This is a genomic window from Streptomyces sp. A2-16, assembly GCF_018128905.1.
Lineage (GTDB): Bacteria > Actinomycetota > Actinomycetes > Streptomycetales > Streptomycetaceae > Streptomyces.
In genome coordinates, this window is sequence record NZ_CP063808.1 from 8,042,955 (window position 1) to 8,067,551 (window position 24,597).

At 69.5% G+C, this 24,597-nt stretch carries 22 protein-coding genes and 3 tRNA genes; 7 read left to right on the forward strand and 18 right to left on the reverse strand.

What is annotated here, in order from left to right; translation table 11 throughout:
- Window positions 1-232: 232 nt before the first annotated feature.
- The 5 genes from IOD14_RS44600 to IOD14_RS36135 form a co-directional block, all read right to left on the reverse strand.
- Complete coding sequence (locus IOD14_RS44600) at window positions 233-520, reverse strand: helix-turn-helix domain-containing protein (RefSeq protein ID WP_349252451.1); 288 nt, start codon at window positions 518-520, stop codon at window positions 233-235.
- Between the two features lie 36 nt (window positions 521-556).
- Window positions 557-1,300, reverse strand: coding sequence for an SDR family oxidoreductase (locus IOD14_RS36120; RefSeq protein WP_123988977.1), 744 nt, complete (start codon window positions 1,298-1,300; stop codon window positions 557-559).
- A 158-nt stretch (window positions 1,301-1,458) separates the two neighbouring features.
- Window positions 1,459-1,683, reverse strand: a complete 225-nt coding sequence (locus IOD14_RS36125; RefSeq protein WP_212672500.1) for a non-oxidative hydroxyarylic acid decarboxylases subunit D — start codon at window positions 1,681-1,683, stop codon at window positions 1,459-1,461.
- Window positions 1,680-3,107 (reverse strand): non-oxidative hydroxyarylic acid decarboxylases subunit C, encoded by a 1,428-nt coding sequence (locus tag IOD14_RS36130; RefSeq protein ID WP_212672501.1) that lies wholly within the window; start codon window positions 3,105-3,107, stop codon window positions 1,680-1,682. The genes IOD14_RS36125 and IOD14_RS36130 overlap by 4 nt, the downstream gene beginning before the upstream one ends.
- Window positions 3,091-3,741, reverse strand: a complete 651-nt coding sequence (locus tag IOD14_RS36135; protein ID WP_212672502.1) for a UbiX family flavin prenyltransferase — start codon at window positions 3,739-3,741, stop codon at window positions 3,091-3,093. The genes IOD14_RS36130 and IOD14_RS36135 overlap by 17 nt, the downstream gene beginning before the upstream one ends.
- Window positions 3,742-3,835: 94 nt before the next feature.
- Here IOD14_RS36135 and IOD14_RS36140 point away from each other — a divergent pair, with 94 nt between their 5' ends.
- Window positions 3,836-4,345, forward strand: a complete 510-nt coding sequence (locus tag IOD14_RS36140) for a MarR family transcriptional regulator (protein WP_123988981.1) — start codon at window positions 3,836-3,838, stop codon at window positions 4,343-4,345.
- Window positions 4,346-5,046: 701 nt separating this feature from the next.
- Here the strand turns inward: IOD14_RS36140 and IOD14_RS36145 are convergent.
- Window positions 5,047-5,898, reverse strand: a complete 852-nt coding sequence (locus IOD14_RS36145) for a LysR substrate-binding domain-containing protein (protein ID WP_249126154.1) — start codon at window positions 5,896-5,898, stop codon at window positions 5,047-5,049.
- An 81-nt stretch (window positions 5,899-5,979) separates the two neighbouring features.
- On the opposite strand from IOD14_RS36145, the gene IOD14_RS36150 reads away from it, so the two are divergent.
- Both IOD14_RS36150 and IOD14_RS36155 read left to right on the forward strand, forming a co-directional pair.
- Entirely contained in the window at window positions 5,980-6,474 is a 495-nt protein-coding gene (locus IOD14_RS36150) for a cupin domain-containing protein (protein ID WP_174269117.1), read from the forward strand.
- 168 nt (window positions 6,475-6,642) lie between these two features.
- Window positions 6,643-7,002 carry a DoxX family protein gene (locus IOD14_RS36155; protein ID WP_212672503.1) on the forward strand — a complete coding sequence of 120 codons (360 nt, stop codon included), beginning with the start codon at window positions 6,643-6,645 and terminating at the stop codon, window positions 7,000-7,002.
- Window positions 7,003-7,453: 451 nt separating this feature from the next.
- On the opposite strand, the gene IOD14_RS36160 is transcribed toward IOD14_RS36155, so the two are convergent.
- From IOD14_RS36160 to IOD14_RS36195, 8 genes are all read right to left on the reverse strand, one after another.
- Window positions 7,454-8,827: a carboxylesterase family protein gene (locus tag IOD14_RS36160; RefSeq protein ID WP_212672504.1), complete on the reverse strand. Its 1,374-nt coding sequence runs from the start codon at window positions 8,825-8,827 to the stop codon at window positions 7,454-7,456.
- Window positions 8,824-9,894, reverse strand: a complete 1,071-nt coding sequence (locus tag IOD14_RS36165) for an LLM class flavin-dependent oxidoreductase (protein ID WP_212672505.1) — start codon at window positions 9,892-9,894, stop codon at window positions 8,824-8,826. Before IOD14_RS36165 ends, IOD14_RS36160 begins: the two co-directional genes overlap by 4 nt.
- Window positions 9,895-10,003: 109 nt before the next feature.
- Complete coding sequence (locus IOD14_RS36170) at window positions 10,004-10,765, reverse strand: IclR family transcriptional regulator (RefSeq protein ID WP_123988987.1); 762 nt, start codon at window positions 10,763-10,765, stop codon at window positions 10,004-10,006.
- A 60-nt stretch (window positions 10,766-10,825) separates the two neighbouring features.
- Window positions 10,826-11,332, reverse strand: a complete 507-nt coding sequence (locus IOD14_RS36175) for a flavin reductase family protein (protein ID WP_212672506.1) — start codon at window positions 11,330-11,332, stop codon at window positions 10,826-10,828.
- 363 nt (window positions 11,333-11,695) lie between these two features.
- The gene (locus IOD14_RS36180; protein ID WP_123988989.1) at window positions 11,696-12,124 is read right to left on the reverse strand and encodes a hypothetical protein; all 429 of its coding nucleotides are present in this window, start codon (window positions 12,122-12,124) and stop codon (window positions 11,696-11,698) included.
- A gap of 153 nt (window positions 12,125-12,277) precedes the next feature.
- Window positions 12,278-12,354, reverse strand: a tRNA-Ile gene (locus IOD14_RS36185).
- A 168-nt stretch (window positions 12,355-12,522) separates the two neighbouring features.
- Window positions 12,523-12,595 (reverse strand) — tRNA-Asn (locus tag IOD14_RS36190).
- 6 nt (window positions 12,596-12,601) lie between these two features.
- A tRNA-Asn gene (locus tag IOD14_RS36195) sits at window positions 12,602-12,674 on the reverse strand.
- 157 nt (window positions 12,675-12,831) lie between these two features.
- Here IOD14_RS36195 and IOD14_RS36200 point away from each other — a divergent pair.
- From IOD14_RS36200 to IOD14_RS36215, 4 genes are all read left to right on the forward strand, one after another.
- A complete protein-coding gene (locus IOD14_RS36200; RefSeq protein ID WP_123988990.1) occupies window positions 12,832-13,137 on the forward strand; it encodes a YtxH domain-containing protein in 306 nt (101 codons plus the stop codon).
- 140 nt (window positions 13,138-13,277) lie between these two features.
- Entirely contained in the window at window positions 13,278-14,714 is a 1,437-nt protein-coding gene (locus IOD14_RS36205) for an FGGY family carbohydrate kinase (protein ID WP_174269118.1), read from the forward strand.
- Window positions 14,715-14,884: 170 nt separating this feature from the next.
- On the forward strand, window positions 14,885-16,618 hold the full coding sequence (locus IOD14_RS36210; protein ID WP_123988991.1) for an ABC transporter ATP-binding protein: 1,734 nt from the start codon (window positions 14,885-14,887) through the stop codon (window positions 16,616-16,618).
- Entirely contained in the window at window positions 16,618-18,546 is a 1,929-nt protein-coding gene (locus tag IOD14_RS36215) for an ABC transporter ATP-binding protein (protein ID WP_212672507.1), read from the forward strand. Before IOD14_RS36210 ends, IOD14_RS36215 begins: the two co-directional genes overlap by 1 nt.
- 33 nt (window positions 18,547-18,579) lie before the next feature.
- Here the strand turns inward: IOD14_RS36215 and IOD14_RS36220 are convergent, their stop codons facing one another.
- The 4 genes from IOD14_RS36220 to IOD14_RS36235 form a co-directional block, all read right to left on the reverse strand.
- Window positions 18,580-19,869 (reverse strand): RNA polymerase sigma factor, encoded by a 1,290-nt coding sequence (locus IOD14_RS36220; RefSeq protein ID WP_212672508.1) that lies wholly within the window; start codon window positions 19,867-19,869, stop codon window positions 18,580-18,582.
- 101 nt (window positions 19,870-19,970) lie between these two features.
- Window positions 19,971-21,878, reverse strand: a complete 1,908-nt coding sequence (gene dnaG, locus IOD14_RS36225) for a DNA primase (protein WP_212672509.1) — start codon at window positions 21,876-21,878, stop codon at window positions 19,971-19,973.
- A gap of 29 nt (window positions 21,879-21,907) precedes the next feature.
- Complete coding sequence (locus IOD14_RS36230) at window positions 21,908-23,173, reverse strand: FAD-dependent oxidoreductase (protein WP_212672510.1); 1,266 nt, start codon at window positions 23,171-23,173, stop codon at window positions 21,908-21,910.
- A gap of 155 nt (window positions 23,174-23,328) precedes the next feature.
- Entirely contained in the window at window positions 23,329-24,570 is a 1,242-nt protein-coding gene (locus tag IOD14_RS36235) for a deoxyguanosinetriphosphate triphosphohydrolase (protein ID WP_123988996.1), read from the reverse strand.
- Between the last annotated feature and the right edge of the window lie 27 nt (window positions 24,571-24,597).

A 24,597-nucleotide genomic window follows, 5' to 3' on the forward strand; every position in this document is an offset into this window, starting at 1 on the left:
GAGAATCTCGCCCTCTTCACCGACTGGGTCGCGCGGACCGTGGCCGAACTGCCACCACGGCACGTCAATCTCATCCGCTCGTTCGCCGAATGGCACGTCGTCCGCGACGCCCGCCGACGCTCAGCGCACGGTCCCTACGAGTTGGGTGCCGGCTTGTACTTCGGCCTCGAGGTAGTCGCAGAGCCGGTCGAAGAAGGGACCGCGATCGACGGCTGAGCCGGTGCCGACGATGTCAGCGAGTTCCGGCGTCTGGGGAAGCTCGGTGCTGATGGGGCGGCACAGCGCCGCCGTGCCGGGCCGCGAGACCAGGCAGGTGTAGTCGCGGCCGATGTGAGTCAGGCCGTTCCGGGATCGCCGGGCGGAGGCGGCTCGACGTACTGCACATGAAGAGGGTGCCGGTGGAGACGCGGGCCTCCCTGGTGTTCTGGGCCAGGGAGGTCTTGTCGTATCCCTGGGCGAGGAAGAGGTCGCGGGCGGCGCGGATGATGAGCGCGGAACTCCGCTTTGATCTGCGCGTGATACCCGGCCCCGCCCGTCTCCCAGCGCACCCTCGCTGTCAGAGGACGGCCTGGCCACCGTCCAGGACAAGGTCCTGGCCCACGGTGAAGGCCGAGGCATCGGAGGCCAGGTACACGACGGCTTCCGCGATCTCTCCGGGCATACCCATGCGTCCCACAGGGATGCCGGAGCTGATCGCCTCCAGCATCGCCGCGCGCTGCTCTCCGAACTTGGAGTACAGCGGGGTGTCCACCGGCCCAGGGCTGATCGCGTTGAACCGGATGCCGTGCGACTTGAGCAGGTCCGCGTTCCACGACCGCATCAGGGAGCTGACAGCAGCCTTCGTCGCCGCGTAGGCGTTCGCCCGCCCGTAGCCGCCGTGCGCGCTGTTGGACGAGTTGAGGATGACCGAGGACGGGTTGGCCAGCACGGGTATCAGGGCCTGCGTGAGGAAGAAGACGCTCTTGACGTTGATGTCGAAGAGCCGGTCGAAACTGTCCTCCGTGTGGTCCTCGAACGGCCGCCAGTCCGAGACGCCGGCGTTCAGGAAGGCCACGTCCAGCTCTCCGAAGTGCTCACGCACCCGCTCCGCCAGGCCGCGCTGCGCATCGAGATCGCGCGCATCCGCCCGGACCACCGGCACCTTGTCCCCGAGGACCTGTCGCGCCTTGTCGATGCTGGCCGGGGTCACGCCTGTGACCAGCACGTCCGCCCCCTCCGCGACAAAACGCTGCGCGGTCTCCAGACCGATCCCGCTCGTGCCGCCGGTGATGAGGGCGCGCTTGCCCGCAAGACGATTCATGTGTCTGTTCCTTGTCGAGACGCGAGGTAAGTCGATGGACTTACCGACTGGGGGATTTGCTGATCACGTGGACGTGAGTGAAGTGCCGCGCATGCGTGAGCTGCCGGAACCCACCGACTGTTCACCGGCGCCCTTGATACGGATCCTCGACACGCGCCCTAGACGAGGCGCGGGGCGTGCTGGATGTCGTCGGGGGTCAGGCGGAAGTCTTCGGGATAGGCGTCGGGGTCGGAGGCGGCGGCGGGTTCGGTGGACCGCCAGGCGTACCAGCACCGGGAGCAGGAGCGCATGACCCAGTGCCCGGGGAGGGGCGACTCGGCGACCAGGCTGATGTTCGGCGAGCTGCAGCGGGGGCAGATGTGAGGTGTGGTCACGGCGGTCATCGCAGCATCTCCTTGAGGGTGCGCTCCCAGTCGGCGGTCTCCGGGTAGGGGGTGATGAGCTGGTCGTCCTCACCGCGGATGTCCGGGGACCTGGGGGTCGTGGCGTCCAGGACGAGGCGGGTCGTGATTCCCTGGGGATCGCTTGCAGGGTCCAGGGGGTTGCCGAACATCCGCGGGATGCTGATGGCGTCGTGCTGGGGGTTGAACTTCACGGACAGGGCCCACATGACCTGTTCCAGGTTGAACGGGTCGACGGTCTCGTCGACGACGATGACGAGCTTGGAGTAGCCGATGCCGTGCGGGGTCGTCAGCGCGCGCAGGCCGACGACGCGACCGAACCCTCCGTGGCGGACCTTGGTGGAAATGATGTTGACCATGCCATGGGTGTACATGGCGTTGACGGCCTGGACCTCGGGGAACGCCTCCTTGAGCTGCCGGTATATGGGCACGGAGGTGTTGAGTGCCATCAGGTAGTCGATCTCGGTCCAGGGGAGGCCGAGGTAGAGGTGTTCGAAGATCGGGTTGCGGCGCATGTGGACGCGGTGGACCTTGACGACGGGCAGGGCGCGGCCGCCGGAGTAGTGGCCGGTGAACTCGCCGAAGGGGCCTTCGAACTCGCGGTCCCCGTAGAGGACTTCGCCTTCCAGGACGACCTCGGATCCCCAGGGCACGTCGAGTCCGGTGTGCGGGGCCTTGACGATCGGGTAGGGGACGCCGCCGCGCCAGGCGCCGGCCATCTCGTACTCGGACTGGTCGTAGGCCAGCGGGGTGCTGGCGACCAGGGACAGGACGGGGTCGTTGCCGATGGCGATGGCGATCGGCAGGCCGGTCTTCTTGCCGTCGGAGGCCATGATGTGGCGGCCGAAGTCGTGCGGGGGTCCGGACTGCAGGCCGAGGTGGTCGGGTCCCTTGACCTGCATGCGGTAGATCCCGACGTTCTGCTTGCCGAAGTTGTCCGGGTCGGCGGAGTCGCGGGTGATGACGGCTGCCTTGTCGATGTACGGGCCGCCGTCGGCGGGGTTGAGGCGGAAGACCGGCAGCAGCTCGAAGAGGTTGATGTCCTCGGAGACGGTGATCTCCTGCCACGGTGCCTCGGTGCGGCGGTCGACCGGCACAGGGAACTTCTGCCAGCGGTCACCGAGCTCGAAGAACTGCTCCTTGAGGGAGGTCTCCTTGGGAAGGCCGAGCATCAGTGCGTGGTTGGCCCAGGAGCCGTGGACGTTGAGCGCGACGCGTGCGTCGCTGAAGCCCTTGATGTTCTCGAACAGCAGGGCCGGTGCCGTGTTGCCGTCGAGGTTGGCGACGGCACGGCCGGCAGCGCCGAGATCGGGCTCGGGCTTGACTTCACGGTCGATGCGCAGCAGCTGCTTGTCGGCTTCGAGCGCGCTCAGGAAGCTGCGCAGATCGTCATGGGGCGCTTGCATGAGATACCTCCCGGGAGGCGGGTGCGTCTCCCTCGGTGCAGATGAGGCTTGGGGTGGCGGGAGCGTTCTTCCGAGGCGGCGGGCCTTCCCAGCGGGGAGTGTCGGACAGTTCCAGGTCGAACTGGTCCAGCAGCCGCGCGACCGTGTGGTCGACGATCTCGTCGACGGATTCGGGGCGGTGGTAGAAGGCCGGCATGGGCGGCACGATGGAGGCGCCCATCCGGGACAGGGCCAGCATGTTGTCCAGGTGGATCTCGCTGAGCGGCGTCTCACGGGGTACCAGCACCAGTCGGCGCCGTTCCTTGAGGGTGACGTCGGCGGCCCGGCCGATCAGCCCTTCGCCGTAGCCCATACGGATGGCGGCCACCGTCTTCATGCTGCACGGAGCCACGATCATGCCGTCGGTGCGGAACGATCCGCTGGAGATGGCGGCGGCCTGGTCCTTCGGGCCGTAGGTCCGCGTGGCAAGCGCACGGACGTCGCGGACGGAACAGTCGGACTCCATCTCGATCGTGGCTCTGGCCCACTGGCTGAGCACGAGATGGGTCTCCACGTCGAGCGTGCGCAGCGCCTCCAGCAGCCGTATGCCGATGATCGCGCCCGTGGCACCGGTCATGCCTACCACCAGTCGCATCGGCCCTCCTTCCAGCAACACTCCGCACTCGGAATGTAAGAACACGGAATGTCCGTGCTTGGACTAAGGTAGAGCGAGGAAGCGCGAAGCGCAAATGTCGATGCGCAGAAGTGAAGGGCTGGACATGCAGGAGCAGGACACGAACAGGCCGGGTCGGGCGGGACTTGACTCTCTCGACCCCCTCAAAGCGACGGGTCACCTGCTGCGACGGGCGAATCAGCGCTTCGCGGCGCTCTGGTCCGGCGCCATGCCTGGAGGCCCGACATCGCCCCAGCTCGCCGTCCTGGCCCTGCTCGCCGTCGAGCAGCCGCTGGACCAGCAGACCATCGGGGAACGCGGCGGCTTCGACAAGTCGACCTGCGGCTACCTCATCGACCGTATGGACCGCGCCGGCCTCATCCATGCGGCCGTCGACCCGGCCAACCGGCGCCGCAAGCTCGTACACCTCACCCCGGAAGGCCGTAGCACCCTCAACGAAGCACTGCCCGTAACAGTCCAGGTGGAAGAGGCCATGACGGCGTCACTGACCCAGAGTGAGAGAACCGAACTCAACCGTCTGCTCGCCAAAATGCTCACCCTGCAGGGAGACGGCACTGCACCCTGAGGTTCCCTCGCCGGGGCGGGCCGGGCGCCGAGCCGACACGAAGGCTTTATCCCAACGGCGAGTCCGAGAACACCGGTTGAGGTTCTCTCCGTCGGCCACCCCGCGTGCAGCCGGACCTTCCCGTGCGAGCCGTCCCCGGCGTGCGTCCTGCGGATCTCGATCTTCAGTGGTCAGTCAGGGTCGTGATCAGCGCGAAGAGTTCGCTGATGCCGGTCTCGGCGCCTTTGACGGAGAAACTCGATCACGCACACAAACACCCGCTCACCCTTGCGCCGCCCGCGCAGCTCGCTCAGGGACGTCCCGTCCGGCAGGCGCCCAGGGCGACCAGCGTGGCACGGACTCGACTCCGCCGATGCGGGCGGAGAGACGAGGCAGGCTCGTACGGCCGGCCGCACCGTCGCCTTGATCGACTCCACCCGTGCCCCCGCCACCGACGGCGCAGCCAGACCACGACAGACCTCCTGCGCCGCCCGCGCCGTCGCGGCCGTCGCGCCATTGGGCGTGACAAGCGTCCACAGCGAGACCGACGCCGCGGCCAGAGCCCCGCCGGCAGGCAGCCACCGAGACCGCCGACTTCTGTGCGACCGAGGCCTGGCTTTGTTCACGAGAAGCGACAGCAGATATTCACCATTTCCGGAGGCGATCACGAGGGCTGCAGCGTTCGAATTGTTCACGAGCTGCGGCAGCGCCATTGCCGATCCTCAGTGGCGGTACGCGGCTGTCGCGATCTTGATGAATGATCGGGTCAACGGGTTGGTGTCTCCTTCGTTGCACACCGCCACCACTCGGCTCGGCGCCATGTCGATCAGCGGCACCACGGTGAACTCCGCGGGCAGGTCGTGTCCGAGCGGGGCCAGGCCGACCGTGCCGTTCCACAGCACAGCCTGCAGGCATTCCTGGACGGCGCGCACCACTGGTCCCTCCCGCGGCCTGCCACCGTTCCAGTACGACTGCCAGATGGGGTCCGTGCCCTGCGGGAACTGGAACCACCGGCGGTCGCGCAGCTCGGCCAGCCGCAGCTCATCGCGGCGGGCCAGCGGATCGTCGGCGCGCAGGACCACGCCGACCGGATCGGTCCGCAGCGCATGCACCGTCAGGGCGGTCTCGTCGAACGGTGCCCGGGTGAGGGCGACGTCGACCAGTCCAGCGCGCAGTCCGCACGTCGGGTCGGTCAGATCGGTGTCGCGGATGCGGATGTCGACTCCGGGGTGGTTTCGGCGGTAGGCCGCGGCCAGCCTGGCCACTCCCGGGTCGGCGCCGTCGCCCAAGATGCCGACGGTGATAGTCGCGACGCCGGCTGCTGTCCTCATACGTACCCGGACGCGGTCGGCGTGGTCGAGCAGGGCTCGCGCCTCGTCGAGCAGCACCGCGCCCACTGGAGTGAGCGTGACGCCGGTGGTCGAGCGGGCGAAGAGCAGGGCCCCGACCTCGGCTTCCAACTGCTTGATCGCCCGGCTCAGCGGCGGCTGACTCATGTGCAGTCGGGTGGCGGCCCGGCCGAAGTGGAGTTCCTCGGCGACCGCCACGAAATAGCGCAGGGTTCGTAGCTCCACGCTGCAACGATACCCATGAGGTATCGGCTCCGCCGAATGGGTCTTGGACACCGGCGAAGTCCCGGCGGTGCACTTGTGACCATGACCGAAAAAGCGAAGACCAGCGAGCCGGAGACCGACCCCGCCGTATCGGTGGTGGGTCCCCACGACGGCGAAATGATCGTTCTGGGCACCACACGCATGCGCGTTCTCGAGGACGGCAGCCACACCGGGCACCGTCTCGCGATCGCCGAGTCCGTCCTCGCCCCGCACACGCAGGGCCCGCCGCAGCACCGCCATGGCCTGCACGACGAGGGCTTCTACATTCTTTCCGGCACCGTGCGGTTCACCGTCGGGGACGAGGACTACGACGCCGCCGCGGGGACGCTCGTCATGGTTCCGCCCGGCACCCCGCACACCTTCGCCAACCTGACCGACCAACCCGCCGTCATGCTCAGCACATTCACCCCTGACCTGTATGTGCAGTACTTCCGAGACCTTCAGGAGGTGCTCGCATCCGGACAGCCGCTGACGCCGCAGGCCAACATCGACACGATGAGCCGCTACGCGACACAGCCCGCGACCGACCTCGCCTGAAGTCGGCGGGACGGAACGGCCCGGCCGCCTTTCGGCCTCTGGGGCCGTGGCGCTCCCGCCTTCGCGTCCGAACCCCTCGGGCGACGGACCGGCCGTCTGCAGGGGCTTCCCTGGCACTCGACGCAATCGACAGGACCCCGCGAACCGGGGCCCCCGTGAACGGAAACCATGAACATCGCCTACTGGATCGTCGCGGGACTGCTCGCGCTCTTCTACCTCTACGCAGGCACGCTGAAGGTGATCCGCAGCCGCGATCAACTCCGACCGATGATGGCTTGGGTCGACCGTATTCCCCTGCCCGCCCTCAGGGCGCTGGGGGCGGTCGAAATACTCGGCGCGGCCGGTCTGATCCTGCCACCGCTGACCGGTACCGCTCCTTGGCTGGCGTCGGCCGCAGCCATCGGCTTCGTACTTCTGCAGACCGGTGCGATCGCCGTTCACCTGACCGGAGAAGACCGCCGGATCACACTCAATGTCGCACTCACCGCCACCGCGGCCGTGACCGTCTGGTTGGCCACCAGGCCGTGACCGTGGCTCAGTCCTCGACCGGCGGAGGCGACTGCTCGGCCAGCCGCCTCACGGCCGCTGTCACTTCTCATGAACATCGAACACGCCGCCGTCCACGCGCTGCGCGGTGAGGCGTACATCTGCTGTCGAAACTCGTGAACGAAGCCAACATACGGTGGCCGTGGGGGCCGCGATAGTCGAGCAGGGGTGGGCGAAGGCGTTCGGGGCGGTGATGGACGCGATCGCGCACCGCTTCGCGCGGCGTGAAGCACGCGAGACGGCCCGGCAGTTGGCGCGAGGCAATCACCCGTTGGAGCGGGCGAGTTGGACCCTGCCCGGCAATCGACACGGAAGACCGCGCCACCAGGGGACCTCCTGTTGCTCCATGGATTCGACACCCACGAGCTGTTCAGGAGGTCCCTTCCTCATGCGATCGACCGCCACCACTCACGATCGAAAAGGCAACGGCTTCTCAGCTGACTTGACTGGTTTCGCTGTGGTCCTCGTCTGGTCGTTCTGTCGTCGGCGGGTGACCGTGGAGGAAGGCTCGGAAGTCGCGTCGTAGACGGAGGGAGACGTCGTCGATTCCTTCGTCGCCTGCGTAGAGGCGGGCGAGTTCGGGGTGGTGGTGGTTGCCGAACAGTACGGGCACGTCGAGAGTGTGGGTGGCGCCGAGCCAGCCGTGCCACAGGGTCGCGGGGCGGCTGTAGCGGGTGCGCCGGACGCGGCTCGGTGCGGTGCCGGCCCAGGCGTCGGCGGGTTCTTCGAAAAGGGCGCTGGTCACGGCGGCGGACAGCGCCCAATGCGGGTCGTCCGCTCTGGCCGGCGGGAGTGACAGGGCTGCTTCCTTGTAGCGGCGATGGCCGTCGCCGGGCAGCATCGCGGCGGCGAGGGCTTCGGCCTCGGTCGACGTCAGCCGGCGCGGGGAGCGTTCGTCGAGCACGAAGAACGTGCCCTCGTCGGACGTGGTGCTGAGCCTGGTCGGGATCGCGGAGGGCGCGGGGAGGCCGTCTGCGAGTTCGCCCGCGGCGACAGGGCCGAAGCGGTGGGTCGGGGCGATCGCGGACGCGGCGGCGATCAGAGTACTGTCGTCGAGCTCTGCCAGCTGTCGAACGGGTACGTCGAGTTGTGCGGCCAGGCGCTGTACGACGTCGGCCGCGGGGTCCGGTTCGGTGAGGCGGGGGACTCCGCTGTGCAGGGACAGTGCGGCGATCCGTGTGTCGGCGCCGGGCAGTACGGACTGTATGGCCGCGCTCATCGAGCCTGCCGAATCCCCGGCCAGGGTGACACGGCTGGGATCGCCGCCGAACGCGGTGATGTTGCGGCCGACCCAGTCGAGCGCGGCCCTCTGGTCGAGCAGGCCCAGGTTGGCGTGGTCGCCGGTCAGTTCGGGGTGCCAGGCGAAGCCGAGCGGGCCGAGCCGGTAGTTGACCGTGACGACGACGGTTTCGGTGTCCTTGGCAAGCGTCGCTCCACGCAACGCGGGCACGTCGCCCGATCCGTTGGTGAACCCGCCGCCGTGAATCCATACGAGCACCGGCAGATTCGCGCGCCGGTCCGGCTGGGGTGTCCACACGTTGAGTACGAGGTAGTCGGGGCCGGAGGGTCCGGACCGGCCGAGGATCATCCGAGCCCGAAGGCTTCCCGGCTGCGGTGCGGTCGCACCGAATCGGGTGGCCGGCCTGACCCCCTCCCACCTGGGCGGCAGGGTGGGCGGGAGGAACCGCGACCCGCCCGTGGGCCCGGCCGCGTAGGGAACACCGAGGAACGCGGCCACACCGTCCTCGACGGTCCCTTCGAGCTCTCCTGATTCGACGTGCACACGCATCGTGGTGCCTTTCGTCATGCGGCCGGGACTCCGCGCAGGCGCAGCGTCCTCTCCGCGGCCTCGCGGGCTGCCGGGGCGACATGATCCGCGACGGCCCTGGCGGTGGAGGTGGCTTCGGCCAGCCCGATGTCGCCGAAGATGATCGACAGTTCGAGGTAGTTGATACCGGACGCCTCGATCTGCGCCACGATCTCGTCGCGCACGGAGTCCGCGGTGCCGACGAACGCGTTGCCCTTGGCCAGGACCTTCTCAGCGGAGAAGACACCGTCCAGCCGGTGGTCGTCGTTCTCGTGCCACAGGTGCAGGATGCGCTGCTCGAGCAGGGCACTCGCGCGGTGGAAGACGTCCTCCGCCTCGGCCCGGCTGCCCGCGACCACGACGGGGCTGGAGATGCCGAGACGCGGCCGGCCGGCGATGGGATTGAGCCGGTCCTCGTCGGCGCGGTGCTTCTCCCAGGTCGTCCAGAAGGTGTTGCCCACCTCGGCGACCCGGCCGTTCTCCCAGCGCGTGACGAAGTTGATGCCGTTGGATGCCGCCCACTCCGCGGTGGCCGCGCTGCCGGAGGCGTACCACAGTTGCGGGTACGGGCTCTGGACCGGGAGCACGGACAGCGCCGCGTCGTAATCGCGCAGCAGGGTTCCCCGATGCTTCATCCGGCCGGTGCGCAGCGCCGTCGTCACCGCCGTGAGCGTCTCCTCGTAGATCGCACGGGCCTGATCGCCCTGGACGCCCAGGATCCCGAGTTCCGCTGAGCTGACACCGGGGCCGACGCCGAAGTCGAGCCTGCCGTGCGAGAGTTGGTCCAGCGCGGCGATCTCCTCGGCCAGGCGGAACGGCTCGTAGGCGGGCAGGACGTTCACCAGGGTGCCGATGCGCAGCGTGCTGGTGATCCGGCTCAGGGCCGCGACGAAGAGGTTCGGCGACGGGACGACCGAGAGCGGCGTGCCGTGGTGTTCGGTCACGTGATAGTGCCCGAACCCCAGCCGTTCGACCTCCTGCGCGAAGCGGAACCGGTCGTCGAGCAGTTCCCCGACACTGCCGTGGGCGAGATCGAACGAGTCGAAGATGCCTAGTTCCAGAGACATGAGACGGCCTTCCGCTTCCCGGTGTTCGTGACCTTGCGACGACTATGCGCGGGAGGCGGGAGGACGGTCGAGGAGATCTTTCCAGTATGCGGAAAGGCGCCCCGGATGATCAGTCCGGGTTCGCGATCTCCCGGGAGATCAGCTGGGCGTACTCCCGCAGCGGGGGGATCAGCCGCGGAAGGTTCGCGTCGGACGCGGGGACCAGCGCCGTCAGTGCCATCGGAGTGCGGTCGATCCCGGTCGCCACGGGCACGGACAGCGAGGACTGCCCGGGGGAGCTCTCCGCGCGGGCGATGGCGTACCCGGCCTGTCGGGCAGCTTCGACTTGCGCCACGACGAGGCGGGGCAGGACCTGCGTGTACGGCGTGTGCCTCTCCAGGCGCGTACGGAGCGCTTCGGAGAGCGCGGTCTTGTCCACCGTCGACATCAACAGCTTGCCCGCGCTGGTCGCGAACAGCGGGAGTTCGTCGCCCGCGTGCGTCAGGCGGATGCTGTCGAGCTTGCCGCGCACGGTGTCGATGCACACGAGCCGGTCGCCGATCATCGTGCTCAGCGCGACGGCCGCCCCGGTGCGCGCGGCGAGTTCATTGGCGAACGGGAGGGCGGTCCTGCGCAGCTCGCGCTCCCAGGCCGAGGACACGCCGAGGCGCCAGATCTTCTCTCCCAGCCGGTACGTCCCCGACTCGGTGCGCTCCACGCCGCCCCACGCGACGAGCTCGCCCAGCAGCCGATGCGCCGTCGAAATCGGCAGGTCCGCGCGGCGCGCCAGCTCGCTGAGCGTGAGCGGCGAGGTTTCCGCGCCGAGGAGATCCATCAGGCCGAACACGCGCCCGACGTGGCTGTTGGACTCGCCGCCGGGCTTCTGCGCCATCGAGACTCCAAGTACGTCCACCTAGATGTCCCCGATGTTAATCAGGACAACGGGCGTTCACTACATGCTGTCGGTCACGCGGCGGAACCTGCTGCGGTGGAACAGCACCGGTTCGACGGCCGACTGCGCACGCACGTCCTCCACGAGGAGGAATGCGACCTCGTGGTCCCCGATCGTGGTGAGTTCGGCGATCGAGCAGCTCAGCATCAGTGCGCTGCCTCCGATGTGCACCGCGCCCTCGGGTGTGGCGGTCCAGTCGGCGCCGGCGAACCGGTCGCCGGGTCCGGCCAGCACGCGCGCGTAGTCCGCGTGCTGGTCCGCCAGGACGCTGATGCCGAGTTGCCTCACTTCACGCAGCCGCGCCCAGGTCCGCGACTGGTTCCCGAACGCGACGCTCACCAGTGGCGGGTCCAGGGAGACAGTCGTGAACGAGCTCACGGCCAGACCGACCGGAGACCCGTCGACGAGCGCGGCGACCGCGGCGACCCCGGAGGGGAACAGCGAGAACGCGCGGCGGAGTTCTTTTTGTTCGGCTGCCCCGACTGGTGCTGTTGCCTGAGTCGTCATCGCTGATCACCTCGGAATCACGGACAATGTGATCTCCACTGTCACCGCCCGCCAGGCGCCTGTCGAAGAATTCCTTCCACGGATTGGAAGGCCCGGCACAGGGCCCTGTCCGCCGTCGACGACAGCAGCCAGGCCAGCACCGGCACGGGCGGTCCGACCCGAGCCCGAGTTCTGCGGGCGATCGACACCTCCGAGGCGCGGCGCCTGGTCATCGCCCGGGGTTCGACCTGGAGCGCACGAGCGAAACCCTGGCCTGCTACGCCGCTCCGTGCGGCGGCAGGTTCCCGCAGCTGCGCCTGGTCGCGCTGGTCGAGCGCGACAGCTCGCGGCCGAGTCGTCGGTTTCCGTCCTGCGCCTGGCCGCTCAGGCGGTTCGGCGGCGGGGGCGGGCCAGCAGGCGCTCGGCGGCCACCTGCAGGTGCTCGCGCAGCTCGTCGTCGGCGACCTCGGGGAAGCCGACCGGTGCGAGGGCAAGGCCGCCTCGGATGGCGGCGGCGAGGTAGAGGCGCTCGCTGAGGTCTTCCTCGTTGCCGTAGGTGAGCTGGGCGAACTGCTTCGCGCCCCGCGGCCACTGGCGCATCACGGGCTCGTGGTCCCGGCGGTCGCCTTCCTTGGCCAGGAACGCGAGGAGGGCGCGGTGTTTGACCAGGAGTGCCACGTAGTCGGCGATCGCCGCGCGTCGCCGCGCGGGCTCGAGAGGTCCGGGTCCCCACTTCTCGAAGTACGCGTTCAGGTCGGTGAAGGAAGGCTCCGCCACCGGCGTGCTGCGTCCGCAGCGCACTCGTCCTGCCATCTGCTTCCCACGGGCCAGTCGTGGACAGTACCTGCCCCCTGAGGCAGGAGGCTCCGGGAAGGCAGCATGGACCAGCAGCGGATTCAGTCCGTCCAGGCAAAGTTGACGCCCCGCCACCCAAAAATGAACGTTTCCGCAGGTCACAGGGGTGCGTGGTGGGGCGGGTGGGACTCGAACCCACGGCCGACGGATTATGAGTCCGCTGCTCTAACCGGCTGAGCTACCGCCCCATAGCGGCGTGTCGCGTACATGCGTGCGCGCCGTCTGCCGCAGCATAGCCGCTCATACGATCTCCTGCTTCGCAGGGGCGACTTCGCATGCCCTTGAGGACTCCGCTGTGACCTGCACGGTTGCGGCGGACATGAAAAAGGACCCCATCGGGGTCCTCCTTCTTCCTGCTCTCCCGACTGGACTCGAACCAGTAACCTGCCGGTTAACAGCCGGCTGCTCTGCCAATTGAGCTACGGAAGATCGAAGCTCCCCCGACTGGACTCGAACCAGTAACCTGCCGGTTAACAGCCGGCTGCTCTGCCAATTGAGCTACGGAGGATCGCCTCGTTGCATCGAACGTACCTCCCTGGGTATTCGCCAGGGGGCGGGCGCTCGCTGCGACACATACATTAGCGCAAGCAGGGGGGTGCTCCGCCAATCGGTTCCCCCGACACCGACGTCGCACCGGATACCTACGCAAGGAGAGGGTGGCCGCCATGCGCTACAAGCTCACGTTCGTGGTCGGACTGACTCTGGGTTACGTGCTGGGCACCCGTGCCGGGCGCGAGCGCTACGAACAGTTGAAGAAATCCGCCCGTCAGGTCGCCCAGAACCCCGCAGTCCGCAACACCGCGGAGACCGCCGCCCAGCAGGGCCGCCAGTTCGCCGGCAAGGCGTACCACGCGGTCAGCGACAAGGTGGGCGACCGGGTGCCGGAGTCCGTCACCCAGCGGGTGCGCTCGCTGCGGGACCGCAACACCAACGGCACCGCGCAGGACGACTGGGGCACGAGCAACACCTGAACCGAGGGTGACGCGACCCACCCGGGGGCACGGGGCCGGACCGATCCGCGGCCGCGCCGCGGGGCGCCGTCGGCGCCGCCGGTCCCGCGCCCGCGAAACCGCGCGCACCCCCACGACGCTACGCCCATAGAATTTGCGCCATGGGGATAGTCGCCGGGTTGGACAGCTCACCCGAATTCACTCGCATCGTCGTCTGCGACGCGGACACGGGTGCCGTGCTCAAACAGGGGTACGCGCCCCATCCGGTCGAGGGCCGGCCGTCCGACGTCGACCCCCAGGCCTGGCTCCTCTCCCTCGGCGAAGCCGCCGGCGGCGGTCTCCTCGAGGGCGTTCAGGCCATCGGTGTGTCCTCGCAGCAGAACGCCGTCGTGCCCCTGGACGCCCAGGGCAACACCGTGCGCCCCGCCATGGTCGGCGGCGACAAGCGCGCGCAGGTCGCCGCGGCCGACCTAGTGGACGCGCTCGGCGGACGCGAGGCGTGGGCCCAGGCGGTGGGGTGTGTGCCGCAGGCCGCGCAGCCCGTCACCAAGCTGCGCTGGCTGAACAAGACCGAACCGGACGCCGCCCTGCGCACCGCCGTCCTCCTGCAGGCCCACGACTGGCTGGTGTGGCAGCTGCTGGGCCGGCCGGTCAGAAGGACCACCGACCGCGGCGGCGCCTCCGGCACCGGCTACTGGTCCGCCGCCACCGGCGCCTACCGCTCCGACCTCGTCGAGCTGGCCCTCGGCCACCAGGCGATGCTCCCCGAGGTGATCGGCCCAGCGGAAGCGGCCGGTACGACCCCGGAGGGGCTCCTGATCTCCGCCGGGACCGGCGAGACCATGGCCGCCGCCTTCGGGCTCGGGATCGGGCTCGGGGACGCCGTCGTCTCGCTGGGCGCGTCCGGGTCCGTGATGGCCGTGCACCCCGAGGCGCTCGTCGACAACAGCGGGATGATCACCTCCCTGGCCGACGCGACCGGCATGCACCTGCCCGTCGTCACCACCCTGAACGCCGTACGGACCCTTCGCGGGGCCGCAGAGATGCTCGGGCTGGGCGACCTGGAGAGCCTGTCCGACCTGGCGATGAAGTCGACGCCGGGCGCCCACGGCCTCGTACTGCTGCCCTATCTGGAAGGTGAGCGGACGCCGAACCTGCCGCACACCGCGGGGACGCTGACCGGGCTCAGGCGGGAGTCGATGAAGCCGGAGCACCTGGCGCGGGCCGCGTTCGAGGGCATGCTGTGCGGGCTCGCCGACGCGCTCGACGTGCTGCGCGGGCGAGGGGTCGAGGTGCGGCGGGTCTTCCTGCTGGGGGCCGCCGCCGAGCTGTCCGCGGTGCAGTCCGCGGCGCCCGCGCTGTTCGGCGCGCAGGTCGTGGTGCCGCAGCCGGCGGACTACGCGGCGATCGGTGCCGCCCGGCAGGCGGCCTGGGCGCTCGGCGCCTCGCAGGGCACGCTCGACCCGCGGACCCCTCCGATGTGGCAGGGGCCGGCCGGGCAGGTCCTGGAGCCGGGCGACGAGCTGGCGGTGGGACAGGCGGTGCGGCAGCAGTTCGTGTCGGTGCGGGAGCAGACGTATCCGGGGGCGTTCCGATAGGCAAGCCGCGGAAGGTAAGGGTCCGGTAGGAGTCCGGCCCGAGGGGGACCCGTAAGGCCGTACGAAGCACTGCTCTCGGCTTAATCGGTTGAGGTAACACGGGTGGAGTGTCCGACGATAGGGGCCAGGGGCAACCAAACCGCCCCGTCGCCGACTCCGAGAGACGTAGCGTGCTCATACGACTTCTGCGGACCTACCTCAGGCCCTACAAGAAACCCATCGCCTTCCTGGTGCTGCTGCAGTTCCTCCAGACCTGCGCCACCCTCTACCTGCCCACGCTCAACGCGGACATCATCGACAACGGTGTCGTGAACGGCGACACCGGCTACATCCTGAGCTTCGGCGCTCTGATGATCGGCATCTCGCTGGCGCAGGTGGTGTGCAACATCGGGGCCGTGTTCTACGGCGCCAGGACCGCCGCCGCGCTCGGCCGGGACCTGCGGGCGTCGGTCTTCGACCGGGTGCAGTCGTTCTCGGCACGCGAGGTGGGCCAGTTCGGCGCGCCCACGCTGATCACCCGCACGACCAATGACGTGCAGCAGGTCCAGATGCTGGCCCTGATGACGTTCACCCTGCTGGTGTCGGCGCCCATCATGTGTGTCGGCGGCATCGTGCTGGCGCTCGGCCTGGACGTGCCGCTGTCCGCGGTGCTGGTGGCCGTGGTGCCGACGCTGGGCATCTGTGTGACGTTGATCGTACGGCGGCTGCGGCCGCTGTTCCGGTCCATGCAGGTGCGTCTGGACACCGTGAACCGGGTGCTGCGCGAGCAGATCAGCGGCAACCGGGTCATCCGGGCGTTCGTGCGCGACGAGTACGAGGAGGAGCGCTTCCGGAAGGCGAACACCGACCTCACGGACATCTCCCTCAAGACCGGCAACCTGCTCGCGCTGATGTTCCCCGTGGTCATGACGACGGTGAACCTGTCGTCGATCGCCGTGGTGTGGTTCGGCGCCCACCGGATCGACAGCGGCGGGATGCAGATCGGTGATCTGACCGCGTTCCTCGCCTATCTGATGCAGATCGTCATGTCCGTGATGATGGCCACCTTCATGTTCATGATGGTGCCGCGCGCGGAGGTGTGCGCCGAGCGCATCCAGGAGGTGCTGGACACCTCGTCGAGCGTGGTCCCGCCGGTGGCGCCCGTCACCGAGCTGCGGCGGCACGGACATCTGGAGATCCGGGGCGGGGGCTTCCGCTACCCCGGTGCCGAGGAGCCCGTGCTCAAGGCGATCGACCTGGTGGCCCGGCCCGGCGAGGTGACGGCCGTGATCGGCTCGACCGGCAGCGGCAAGTCCACGCTGCTCGGGCTCGTCCCCCGGCTGTTCGACGCGACCGACGGCGAGGTGCTCGTCGACGGGACCGAGGTGTCGACCATCGATCCGAAGCTGCTCGCGAAGACCGTCGGGCTCGTCCCGCAGAAGCCGTACCTCTTCGCGGGCACGGTCGCCACCAACCTCCGCTACGGCAATCCGGACGCCACGGACGAGGAGCTGTGGCACGCGCTGGAGGTGGCGCAGGCCAAGGACTTCGTCGAACGGTTGGAGAACGGGCTCGACTCCCCCGTCGCCCAGGGCGGCACCAACGTCTCCGGCGGGCAGCGCCAGCGTCTCGCCATCGCGCGCACGCTGGTGCAGCGGCCGGAGATCTACCTCTTCGACGACTCCTTCTCCGCCCTCGACTACGCGACCGACGCGGCCCTGCGCGCGGCGCTCGCCGAGGAGACCTCGGAGGCGACCGTCGTGATCGTCGCCCAGCGGGTGGCCACCATCCGGGACGCCGACCGGATCGTCGTCCTCGACGAGGGGCGGGTCGTCGGCACCGGCACCCACCGCGAGCTGATGGCGGACAACGAGACCTACCGGGAGATCGTGCTCTCCCAGCTCACGGAAGCGGAGGCTGCCTGATGGCCGGGCCCATGGGGCGCATGATGGCAGGCGGCGGTCCCGAGACCCGCTCGATCGACTTCAAGGTGTCCGGAAGGCGGCTGCTCGCCCAGTTCAAGCCGGAACGCTTCACCCTCTACGCGATGCTGGCCTGCGTGGTCGTCAGCGTCGGCCTGAACGTGGTCGGGCCGAAGATCCTCGGCGAGGCCACCGACCTGGTCTTCGCGGGCATCATCGGACGGCAGATGCCCGCCGGGGCGAGCAAGGAGGAGGTGCTCGCCCAGATGCGGGCCCGCGGCGAGGGTCAGGTCGCCGACATGCTCCGCAGCACCGACTTCACCCCCGGCGAGGGCATCGACTTCACCGCCGTGGGACATGTCCTGCTGTTCGCGGTCGGGGTGTTCCTGATCGCCGGGCTGCTGATGGCGGTGGCGACGCGGCTGGTCAACCGGACCGTCAACCGCACGATGTTCCGGATGCGCGAGGACGTGCAGACGAAGCTGTCGCGGCTGCCGTTGTCGTACTTCGACAAGCGCCAGCGCGGCGAGGTCCTGTCCCGGGCGACGAACGACATCGACAACATCGGGCAGACCCTCCAGCAGTCGATGGGCCAGCTCATCAACTCCCTGCTCACCATCATCGGGGTGCTCGCGATGATGTTCTGGGTGTCCTGGCTGCTGGCGCTGGTCGCGCTGGTCACGGTGCCGCTGTCGTTCGTCGTCGCCACGCGCGTGGGCAAGCGCTCGCAGCCGCACTTCGTGCAGCAGTGGCGCACCACGGGCAAGCTCAACGCCCACATCGAGGAGATGTACACAGGGCACAACCTGGTGAAGGTGTTCGGGCGTCAGGACGAGTCGGCCGCGCAGTTCGCCGAGCAGAACGAGGCGCTGTACGAGGCCGGGTTCAAGGCGCAGTTCAACAGCGGGGTCATGCAGCCGCTGATGATGTTCGTCTCGAACATCAACTACGTGCTGGTGGCGGTCGTCGGCGGGCTGCGGGTCGCGTCGGGTTCGCTGTCCATCGGGGACGTGCAGGCCTTCATCCAGTACTCGCGCCAGTTCTCGATGCCGCTCACGCAGGTCGCGTCCATGGCGAACCTCGTGCAGTCGGGTGTCGCCTCGGCCGAGCGGATCTTCGAACTCCTGGACGCGGAGGAGCAGGAGGCGGATCCCCAGGTCCCCGAGAAGCCGGAGGAGCTGCGCGGACGGGTCGCCCTGGAGCACGTGTCCTTCCGCTACGACCCCGAGAAGCCGCTCATCGAGGACCTCTCGCTGAAGGTCGAACCCGGGCACACGGTCGCGATCGTCGGCCCGACCGGTGCCGGCAAGACGACCCTGGTCAACCTGCTGATGCGGTTCTACGACGTCTCGGGCGGGCGGATCACCCTCGACGGCGTGGACATCGCGAGGATGTCCCGGGACGAACTGCGCGCCGGGATCGGCATGGTCCTGCAGGACACCTGGCTGTTCGGCGGCACCATCGCGGAGAACATCGCGTACGGCGCCTCGCGCGAGGTCACCCGGGGCGAGATCGAGGAGGCGGCGCGGGCGGCCCACGCGGACCGGTTCGTGCGGACCCTGCCCGAGGGCTACGACACCGTCATCGACGACGAGGGCAGCGGGGTGAGCGCGGGCGAGAAGCAGCTCATCACGATCGCCCGGGCGTTCCTGTCGGACCCGGTGATCCTGGTCCTGGACGAGGCGACGAGTTCGGTCGACACCCGTACCGAGGTACTGATCCAGAAGGCGATGGCCAAACTGGCGCACGGGCGCACGTCGTTCGTGATCGCGCACCGCCTGTCGACCATCCGGGACGCGGACACCATCCTCGTGATGGAGAACGGCTCGATCGTCGAACAGGGCACGCACACGGACCTGCTGGAGGCCGGCGGGGCGTACGCGCGCCTGTACAAGGCACAGTTCGCGCAGGCGGTGGCGGAGGTCGACTAGCCGGAAGGGGCCGCCTGCGAGCGGCCCCTTCCCTCAGTCCAGATATCCCCGCAGCTGATCCGCGAAGGCGTGGTCCCGCAGCTTGTTGAGGGTCTTCGACTCGATCTGGCGTATCCGCTCGCGTGTCACGCCGAAGATCCGCCCGATCTCCTCCAGCGTGCGAGGCCGGCCGTCTGCGAGCCCGTACCGCAGCTGTACGACCTTGCGCTCGCGCTCGCCCAGCGTCGACAGCACCGCCTCCAGGTGCTCCCTGAGCAGCAGGAACGCCGCCGACTCCACAGGAGACGCCGCGTCGCCGTCCTCGATGAGGTCACCGAGCGCGACGTCGTCCTCCTCGCCCACCGGGGCGTGCAGGGACACCGGCTCCTGGGCCAGGCGCAGCACCTCGCTGACGCGTTCCGGGGCGAGGTCGAGGTGGGAGGCGACCTCTTCCGGGGTGGGTTCGTAGCCGCGTTCCTGGAGCATGCGGCGCTGGACGCGCACGACACGGTTGATCAACTCGACGACGTGGACCGGGACCCGGATCGTCCGGGCCTGGTCGGCGAGGGCCCGGGACATGGCCTGGCGGATCCACCAGGTGGCGTAGGTGGAGAACTTGTAGCCGCGGGCGTAGTCGAACTTCTCGACCGCCCGGATCAGGCCCAGGTTGCCTTCCTGCACCAGGTCGAGCATGGTCAGGCCGCGGCCGACGTACCGTTTGGCGACGGACACCACGAGCCGCAGGTTCGCCTCGATGAGACGGCGCTTGGCCATCCGGCCCAGCACCACCAGGCGGTCCAGGTCGAGTGCCAACTGGCTGTCGAGGTCGGGGGTGTTGAGCAGCTTCTCCTCGGCGAACAGCCCGGCCTCGACCCGGCGGGCGAGTTCGACCTCCTCGGCCGCGGTGAGCAGCGGGATCCGGCCGATCTCCCGCAGGTACTGGCGGAACAGGTCCGAGGACGGGCCGCCGGTGTCGACGCGGCCGCGGGGCGGCTCGGGCGGTTCGACCGGCTCCGTCTCCACGTGCTCGAGGGCTTCCGCGGGCGGCGCGTCCGGCTCCGCCTCGGGGTGGTGCACGACACGGCTCTGCGGGGGCACCGCGACGAGAACGTCGGTCTCGGCGTCCTGCTCTGTCGTGTCGTCGGTACTGTTCTCGGTCTGTGTGAGGGTCTGGGTCTGCACGGGGGCGACCTCCAGGATGATCGCTGCCAGGGGGTGCGGCAGCGGTACTTCGGGGGCGGAGTCGGCGGCCTCGCCGCTGTCCGTCCCGTACTCGTTGAGCGGAATCGCGGGGGTCTGGGACCCGCTGGGGACGGATCGGCCGCGCTCCGAGGACTCAGGCACCGGAACCCAGTGTGGAGTACGACACATCGCCGCCACGAGGGGCGTGCGGTGACTTTTTGCAATCGGGCCGTGACCGCGCAGTTACTCCGCCGTACACGTGGCTAGAGGGCGGCGGCTCCGCGCTCGCGCAGTGCCTGGCCGTACTGCTGCAGGACCCACACCTCGTTCTGCACGGCGGCCAGGTGGGCCGGGTCGCCGCCGTTGCCGAGGCGGATCAGGGTGCCCTGGATCTCCTGGATGCGGCGGTCGACGGCGCGGCGGCGGACGGTGACGAGCTGGTCGCCCGCGTAGTTCTCGTCGACCGTCTTGCGCATGATCGCCTCGACGGCCAGCTCCGTGACCATCGCGCGGACCGCGTCGTCGGGGGCGGCCTCGCGGACGCGGACCAGATAGTCCTGGGAGTCCTGGACGCCGTACTCGGCGCCGCCCGCGTCCATGATGGCCTGGCGCACGGCGGCGTAGGGCGGGGCGGTGAACTCGTCGATGCCGTACGCGTCGAAGGCCGGGGAGACCAGTTCGGGGCGCTGGAGGGCGAGCTTGAGCAGCTCGCGCTCGGTGGCGTAGACGGGGTTGCGCAGGGTGAGGGCGGGGCCGGAGACGGCGGGGCGGTGGGCTCCGTCGTACGACGGCTGCTGCGAGCCGCGTCCCGAGGGGGCCGGGCCCTTCCCGCCGCGGTCGCGGGCCCAACGGGCCAGCTGGGCCACCCGCTTGACCACGAACTGGGTGTCGAGGATGCCGAGCATGCCGGCGAGCTGGACGGCGACCTCGTGCTGGGCGCCGCTGTTCTTGATGCGGGCGACGATGGGGGCCGCTTCGTCGAGGGCGGCCGCTCGGCCGGCCGGGGTGTCGAGGTCGTAGCGGACGACGATCTGGCGCAGCGCGAACTCGAAGAGCGGGGTGCGGGGTTCGACCAGGTCGGCGACCGCGTCGTCGCCCTTGGCGAGGCGCAGGTCGCAGGGGTCCATGCCGTCGGGTGCGATGGCGATGTAGGTCTCGGCGGCGAACTTCTGGTCGTCCTCGAAGGCGCGCAGGGCCGCCTTCTGGCCGGCCGCGTCGCCGTCGAAGGTGAAGATCACGCGGGCCGAGCCGTTGTCCATGAGGAGCCGGCGGAGGATCTTGATGTGGTCGCTGCCGAAGGCAGTGCCGCAGGTCGCGATGGCGGTCGTGACGCCGGCGAGGTGGCAGGCCATGACGTCGGTGTAGCCCTCGACGACGACCGCGCGGGACGCCTTGGCGATGTCCTTCTTGGCGAGGTCGATGCCGTAGAGGACCTGGGACTTCTTGTAGATCGCCGTGTCGGGCGTGTTGAGGTACTTCGGGCCGTTGTCCGCTTCGTAGAGCTTGCGTGCGCCGAAACCGACGACGTCTCCGCCGATGTCGCGGATGGGCCACATCAGGCGGCCGCGGAAGCGGTCGATGGGGCCGCGGCGGCCCTCCTGGGAGAGTCCGGAGAGCAGGAGCTCCTTGTCGGTGAAGCCCTTGCCGCGCAGGAAGCGGGTGAGGTGGTCCCAGCCCTGGGGGCTGTAGCCGACGGAGAAGTGCGCGGCCGCCGCCTGGTCGAAGCCGCGCTCCGCGAGGAACTGGCGGCCGGTGTCGGCCTCCGGGCTGCTCGCCAGCTGCTCCATGTACCAGTCGGCGGCGATCTTGTGGGCCTCGACCAGGCGGATCCGCTCGCCGCGCTGGTGGGAGGGGTTGTAGCCGCCCTCCTCGTAGCGCAGGGTGATGCCGGCCTGGCCGGCGAGGCGCTCGACCGCCTCGGAGAAGGAGAGGTGGTCGACCTTCATCACGAACGTGATGGTGTCGCCGCCCTCCTGGCAGCCGAAGCAGTGGAAGAGACCCTTGCTCGGACTGACCTGGAAGGACGGCGACTTCTCGTCGTGGAAGGGGCACAGGCCCTTGAGGTTGCCACCGCCCGCGTTGCGCAGCTGGAGGTACTCGGACACCACGGCGTCGATCGGGACCGCGTCCCGTACCGCCTTCACGTCCTCGTCGTTGATCCGTCCTGCCACGCGTGAAGTCTACGGGGAGGTACTGACACCTACGGGACGAGGCTGACGAGTGGAACGTGCGGGTCCGCCAGCGCCTCCGTGTCCACCTGAGCCCCGGACCGGATCAGTCCCTGAATCGGTTCTGTGACGTCCCACACGTTGACGTTCATCCCGGCCAGCACGCGGCCCTGCTTCACCCAGAAGGCGACGAACTCGCGCTTGCCGGCGTCTCCCCGGATCACCACTTCGTCGTACGTGCCCGGGGGCGCCCAGCCGCTGTACTCCATGCCCAGGTCGTACTGGTCGGAGAAGAAGTAGGGCACTCGGTCGTACGTCACCTGGCGGCCCAGCATCGCTCGCGCCGCCGCCGGGCCGCCGTTGAGCGCGTTGGCCCAGTGCTCGACCCGCAGCCGGTCGCCGAAGAGGGCGTGGTGGAAGGAGGCCACGTCGCCCGCCGCGTAGATGTCCGGGTCGGAGGTGCGCAGTTGTCCGTCCACCGCGATGCCGCCGCCGTGCGCCCGGTCCGCCAGTTCGAGTCCGGCCGCCTCGGCGAGGGCGACGCGCGGGGCCGCGCCGACCGCTGCGAGGACGTCGTGCGCGGGGTGCTCCTCGCCGTCGTCGGTGCGGGCCGCGAGGACCATGCCGTCCTGCCCGACGATCTCCGTCAGTCGGGCCCCGAAGTGGAAGCGGACGCCGTGCTCGCGGTGGAGTTCGGCGAAGAGGTTGCCGAGCTCGGGGCCGAGGACGGAGTGCAGCGGGGTCGACAGGGGCTCGACGACGGTGACCTCGGCGCCGTACTCCCGGGCCGCCGCCGCGACCTCGAGGCCGATCCAGCCGGCGCCGGCGATCACGAGGTGGCCGTTGTCCCTGCCCAGGGTGGCCAGGACGCCCTTGAGACGCTCGGCGTGGGCGAGGCGGCGCAGATGGTGGACACCGGCCAGGTCGGTGCCCGGGATGTCCAGGCGGCGGGGTTCGGCGCCGGTGGCCAGCAGCAGCTTGTCGTAGCGGACGGAGGTGCCGTCCTCGCCGAAGCGGACCGTCTTCGCCGCCCGGTCGATGGCGTCCACGGTCTCGCCGAGGTGCAGCTCGATGTCGTTGCGCGCGTACCAGGCGGGTTCGTGCACGAAGACGCTGTCGCGCTCCTCCTTGCCGAGGAGGTAGCCCTTGGAGAGCGGCGGGCGCTCGTAGGGGTGGTCGCGTTCGTCGCAGATCAGTATCACGCGGCCGGTGAAGCCCTCCGTCCGGAGCGTCTCGGCCGCCTTCGCGCCGGCGAGACCTCCGCCCACGATGACAAAAGTCTGATCCGCGTCGACCACTTGATGCCTCCTCGTAAAGGTGCCGCCACATGGGAGCGTCCCGCACGGAGCGTGATGGGGGAAGAGGGAGTGGCCCGATCAGGCCACGGAGGGTCACATTCGGACTCGTTCCATGTCACTCCCGTCTTCTCCGCACAACTTGTGTCCCGCAAGCATCACAGGTGCCCCGTGAGACGGGCGTGAAGCGAGCGGGCGGACGCGTCGGTCAGGGAGGCGATCTGGTCCACGATCACCCGCTTGCGCGCGCGGTCGTCGGGCGCCCGGTCGAAGAGCGCGCGGAACTGGGGGTCGAGGCCGTCCGGGGCGCGGACGGTGAACGCCTCGGCCAGTTCGGCGACGACGACCCGCTGGTCGGCCCGCAGCCGCTCCTGCTCGGCGCGCTGCATGACGTACCGGTCGGCGACGGCCTTCAGGACCGCGCACTCCAGGCGGGTGCCGTGCGGTACGACGAGTTCGGCGTCGTACCGGGTGAGCCTGCCGGTGCCGTACCGCGCGCGCGTGGCTGCCTCGGCGGACAGGCAGAAGCGGCCGATGAGCTGGCTGGTGGCGTCCTTGAGGCGGGCCTGGGCGACGGCCGAGCCGTCGTAGCCGTGCGGCCACCACTCCTGGTCCTGGAGGCGGTCGAGGGCCGCGGCGAGTTCCGCCGGGTCGGTGTCCTGCGGTACGTACCGGCCGAGGGCCACCTCGAAGACGGCCGCGCGTTCCGGTTCGGCGTGCAGGCAGTTGGGGTCGATGTGGCCCGCGTGCAGGCCGTCCTCGACGTCGTGGACCGAGTACGCCACGTCGTCGGACCAGTCCATGACCTGGGCCTCGAAAGTGGTGCGGGTGCCGGGGGCCTCCTTGCGGATCCAGTCGAAGACGGGGCGGTCGTCCTCGTAGACGCCGAACTTCCGGGACGCCTGCGCCCCGCGCGGCCAGGGGTACTTGGTGGCCGCGTCGAGGGTGGCCCGGGTGAGGTTCAGCCCCACCGAGCCCTCTTCGGTGAAGCGCTTGGGCTCGATGCGGGTCAGCAGCCGCAGGGACTGCGCGTTGCCCTCGAAGCCGCCGCAGTCGTCGGCGAATTCGTTGAGTGCCTGTTCGCCGTTGTGGCCGAAGGGCGGGTGGCCGAGGTCGTGGGCGAGACAGGCGGCCTCCACGAGGTCCGGGTCGCAGCCGAGGGCCGCGCCGAGCTCGCGGCCGACCTGGGCGCATTCCAGGGAGTGGGTGAGGCGGGTGCGGGGGCTGGCGTCCCACACCTGGCTGCGGGTGCCCGGGGTGACGACCTGTGTCTTGCCGGCGAGCCTTCGGAGCGCGGCGGAGTGGAGGATCCTTGCCCGGTCGCGCTGGAAGGCGGTGCGGCCGGGGCGTTTGTCGGGTTCTGGGGCCCAGCGTTCTGTTGACTGCGGGTCGTACGGCATGTCTTGACAGTACGGGCAGTGACTGAC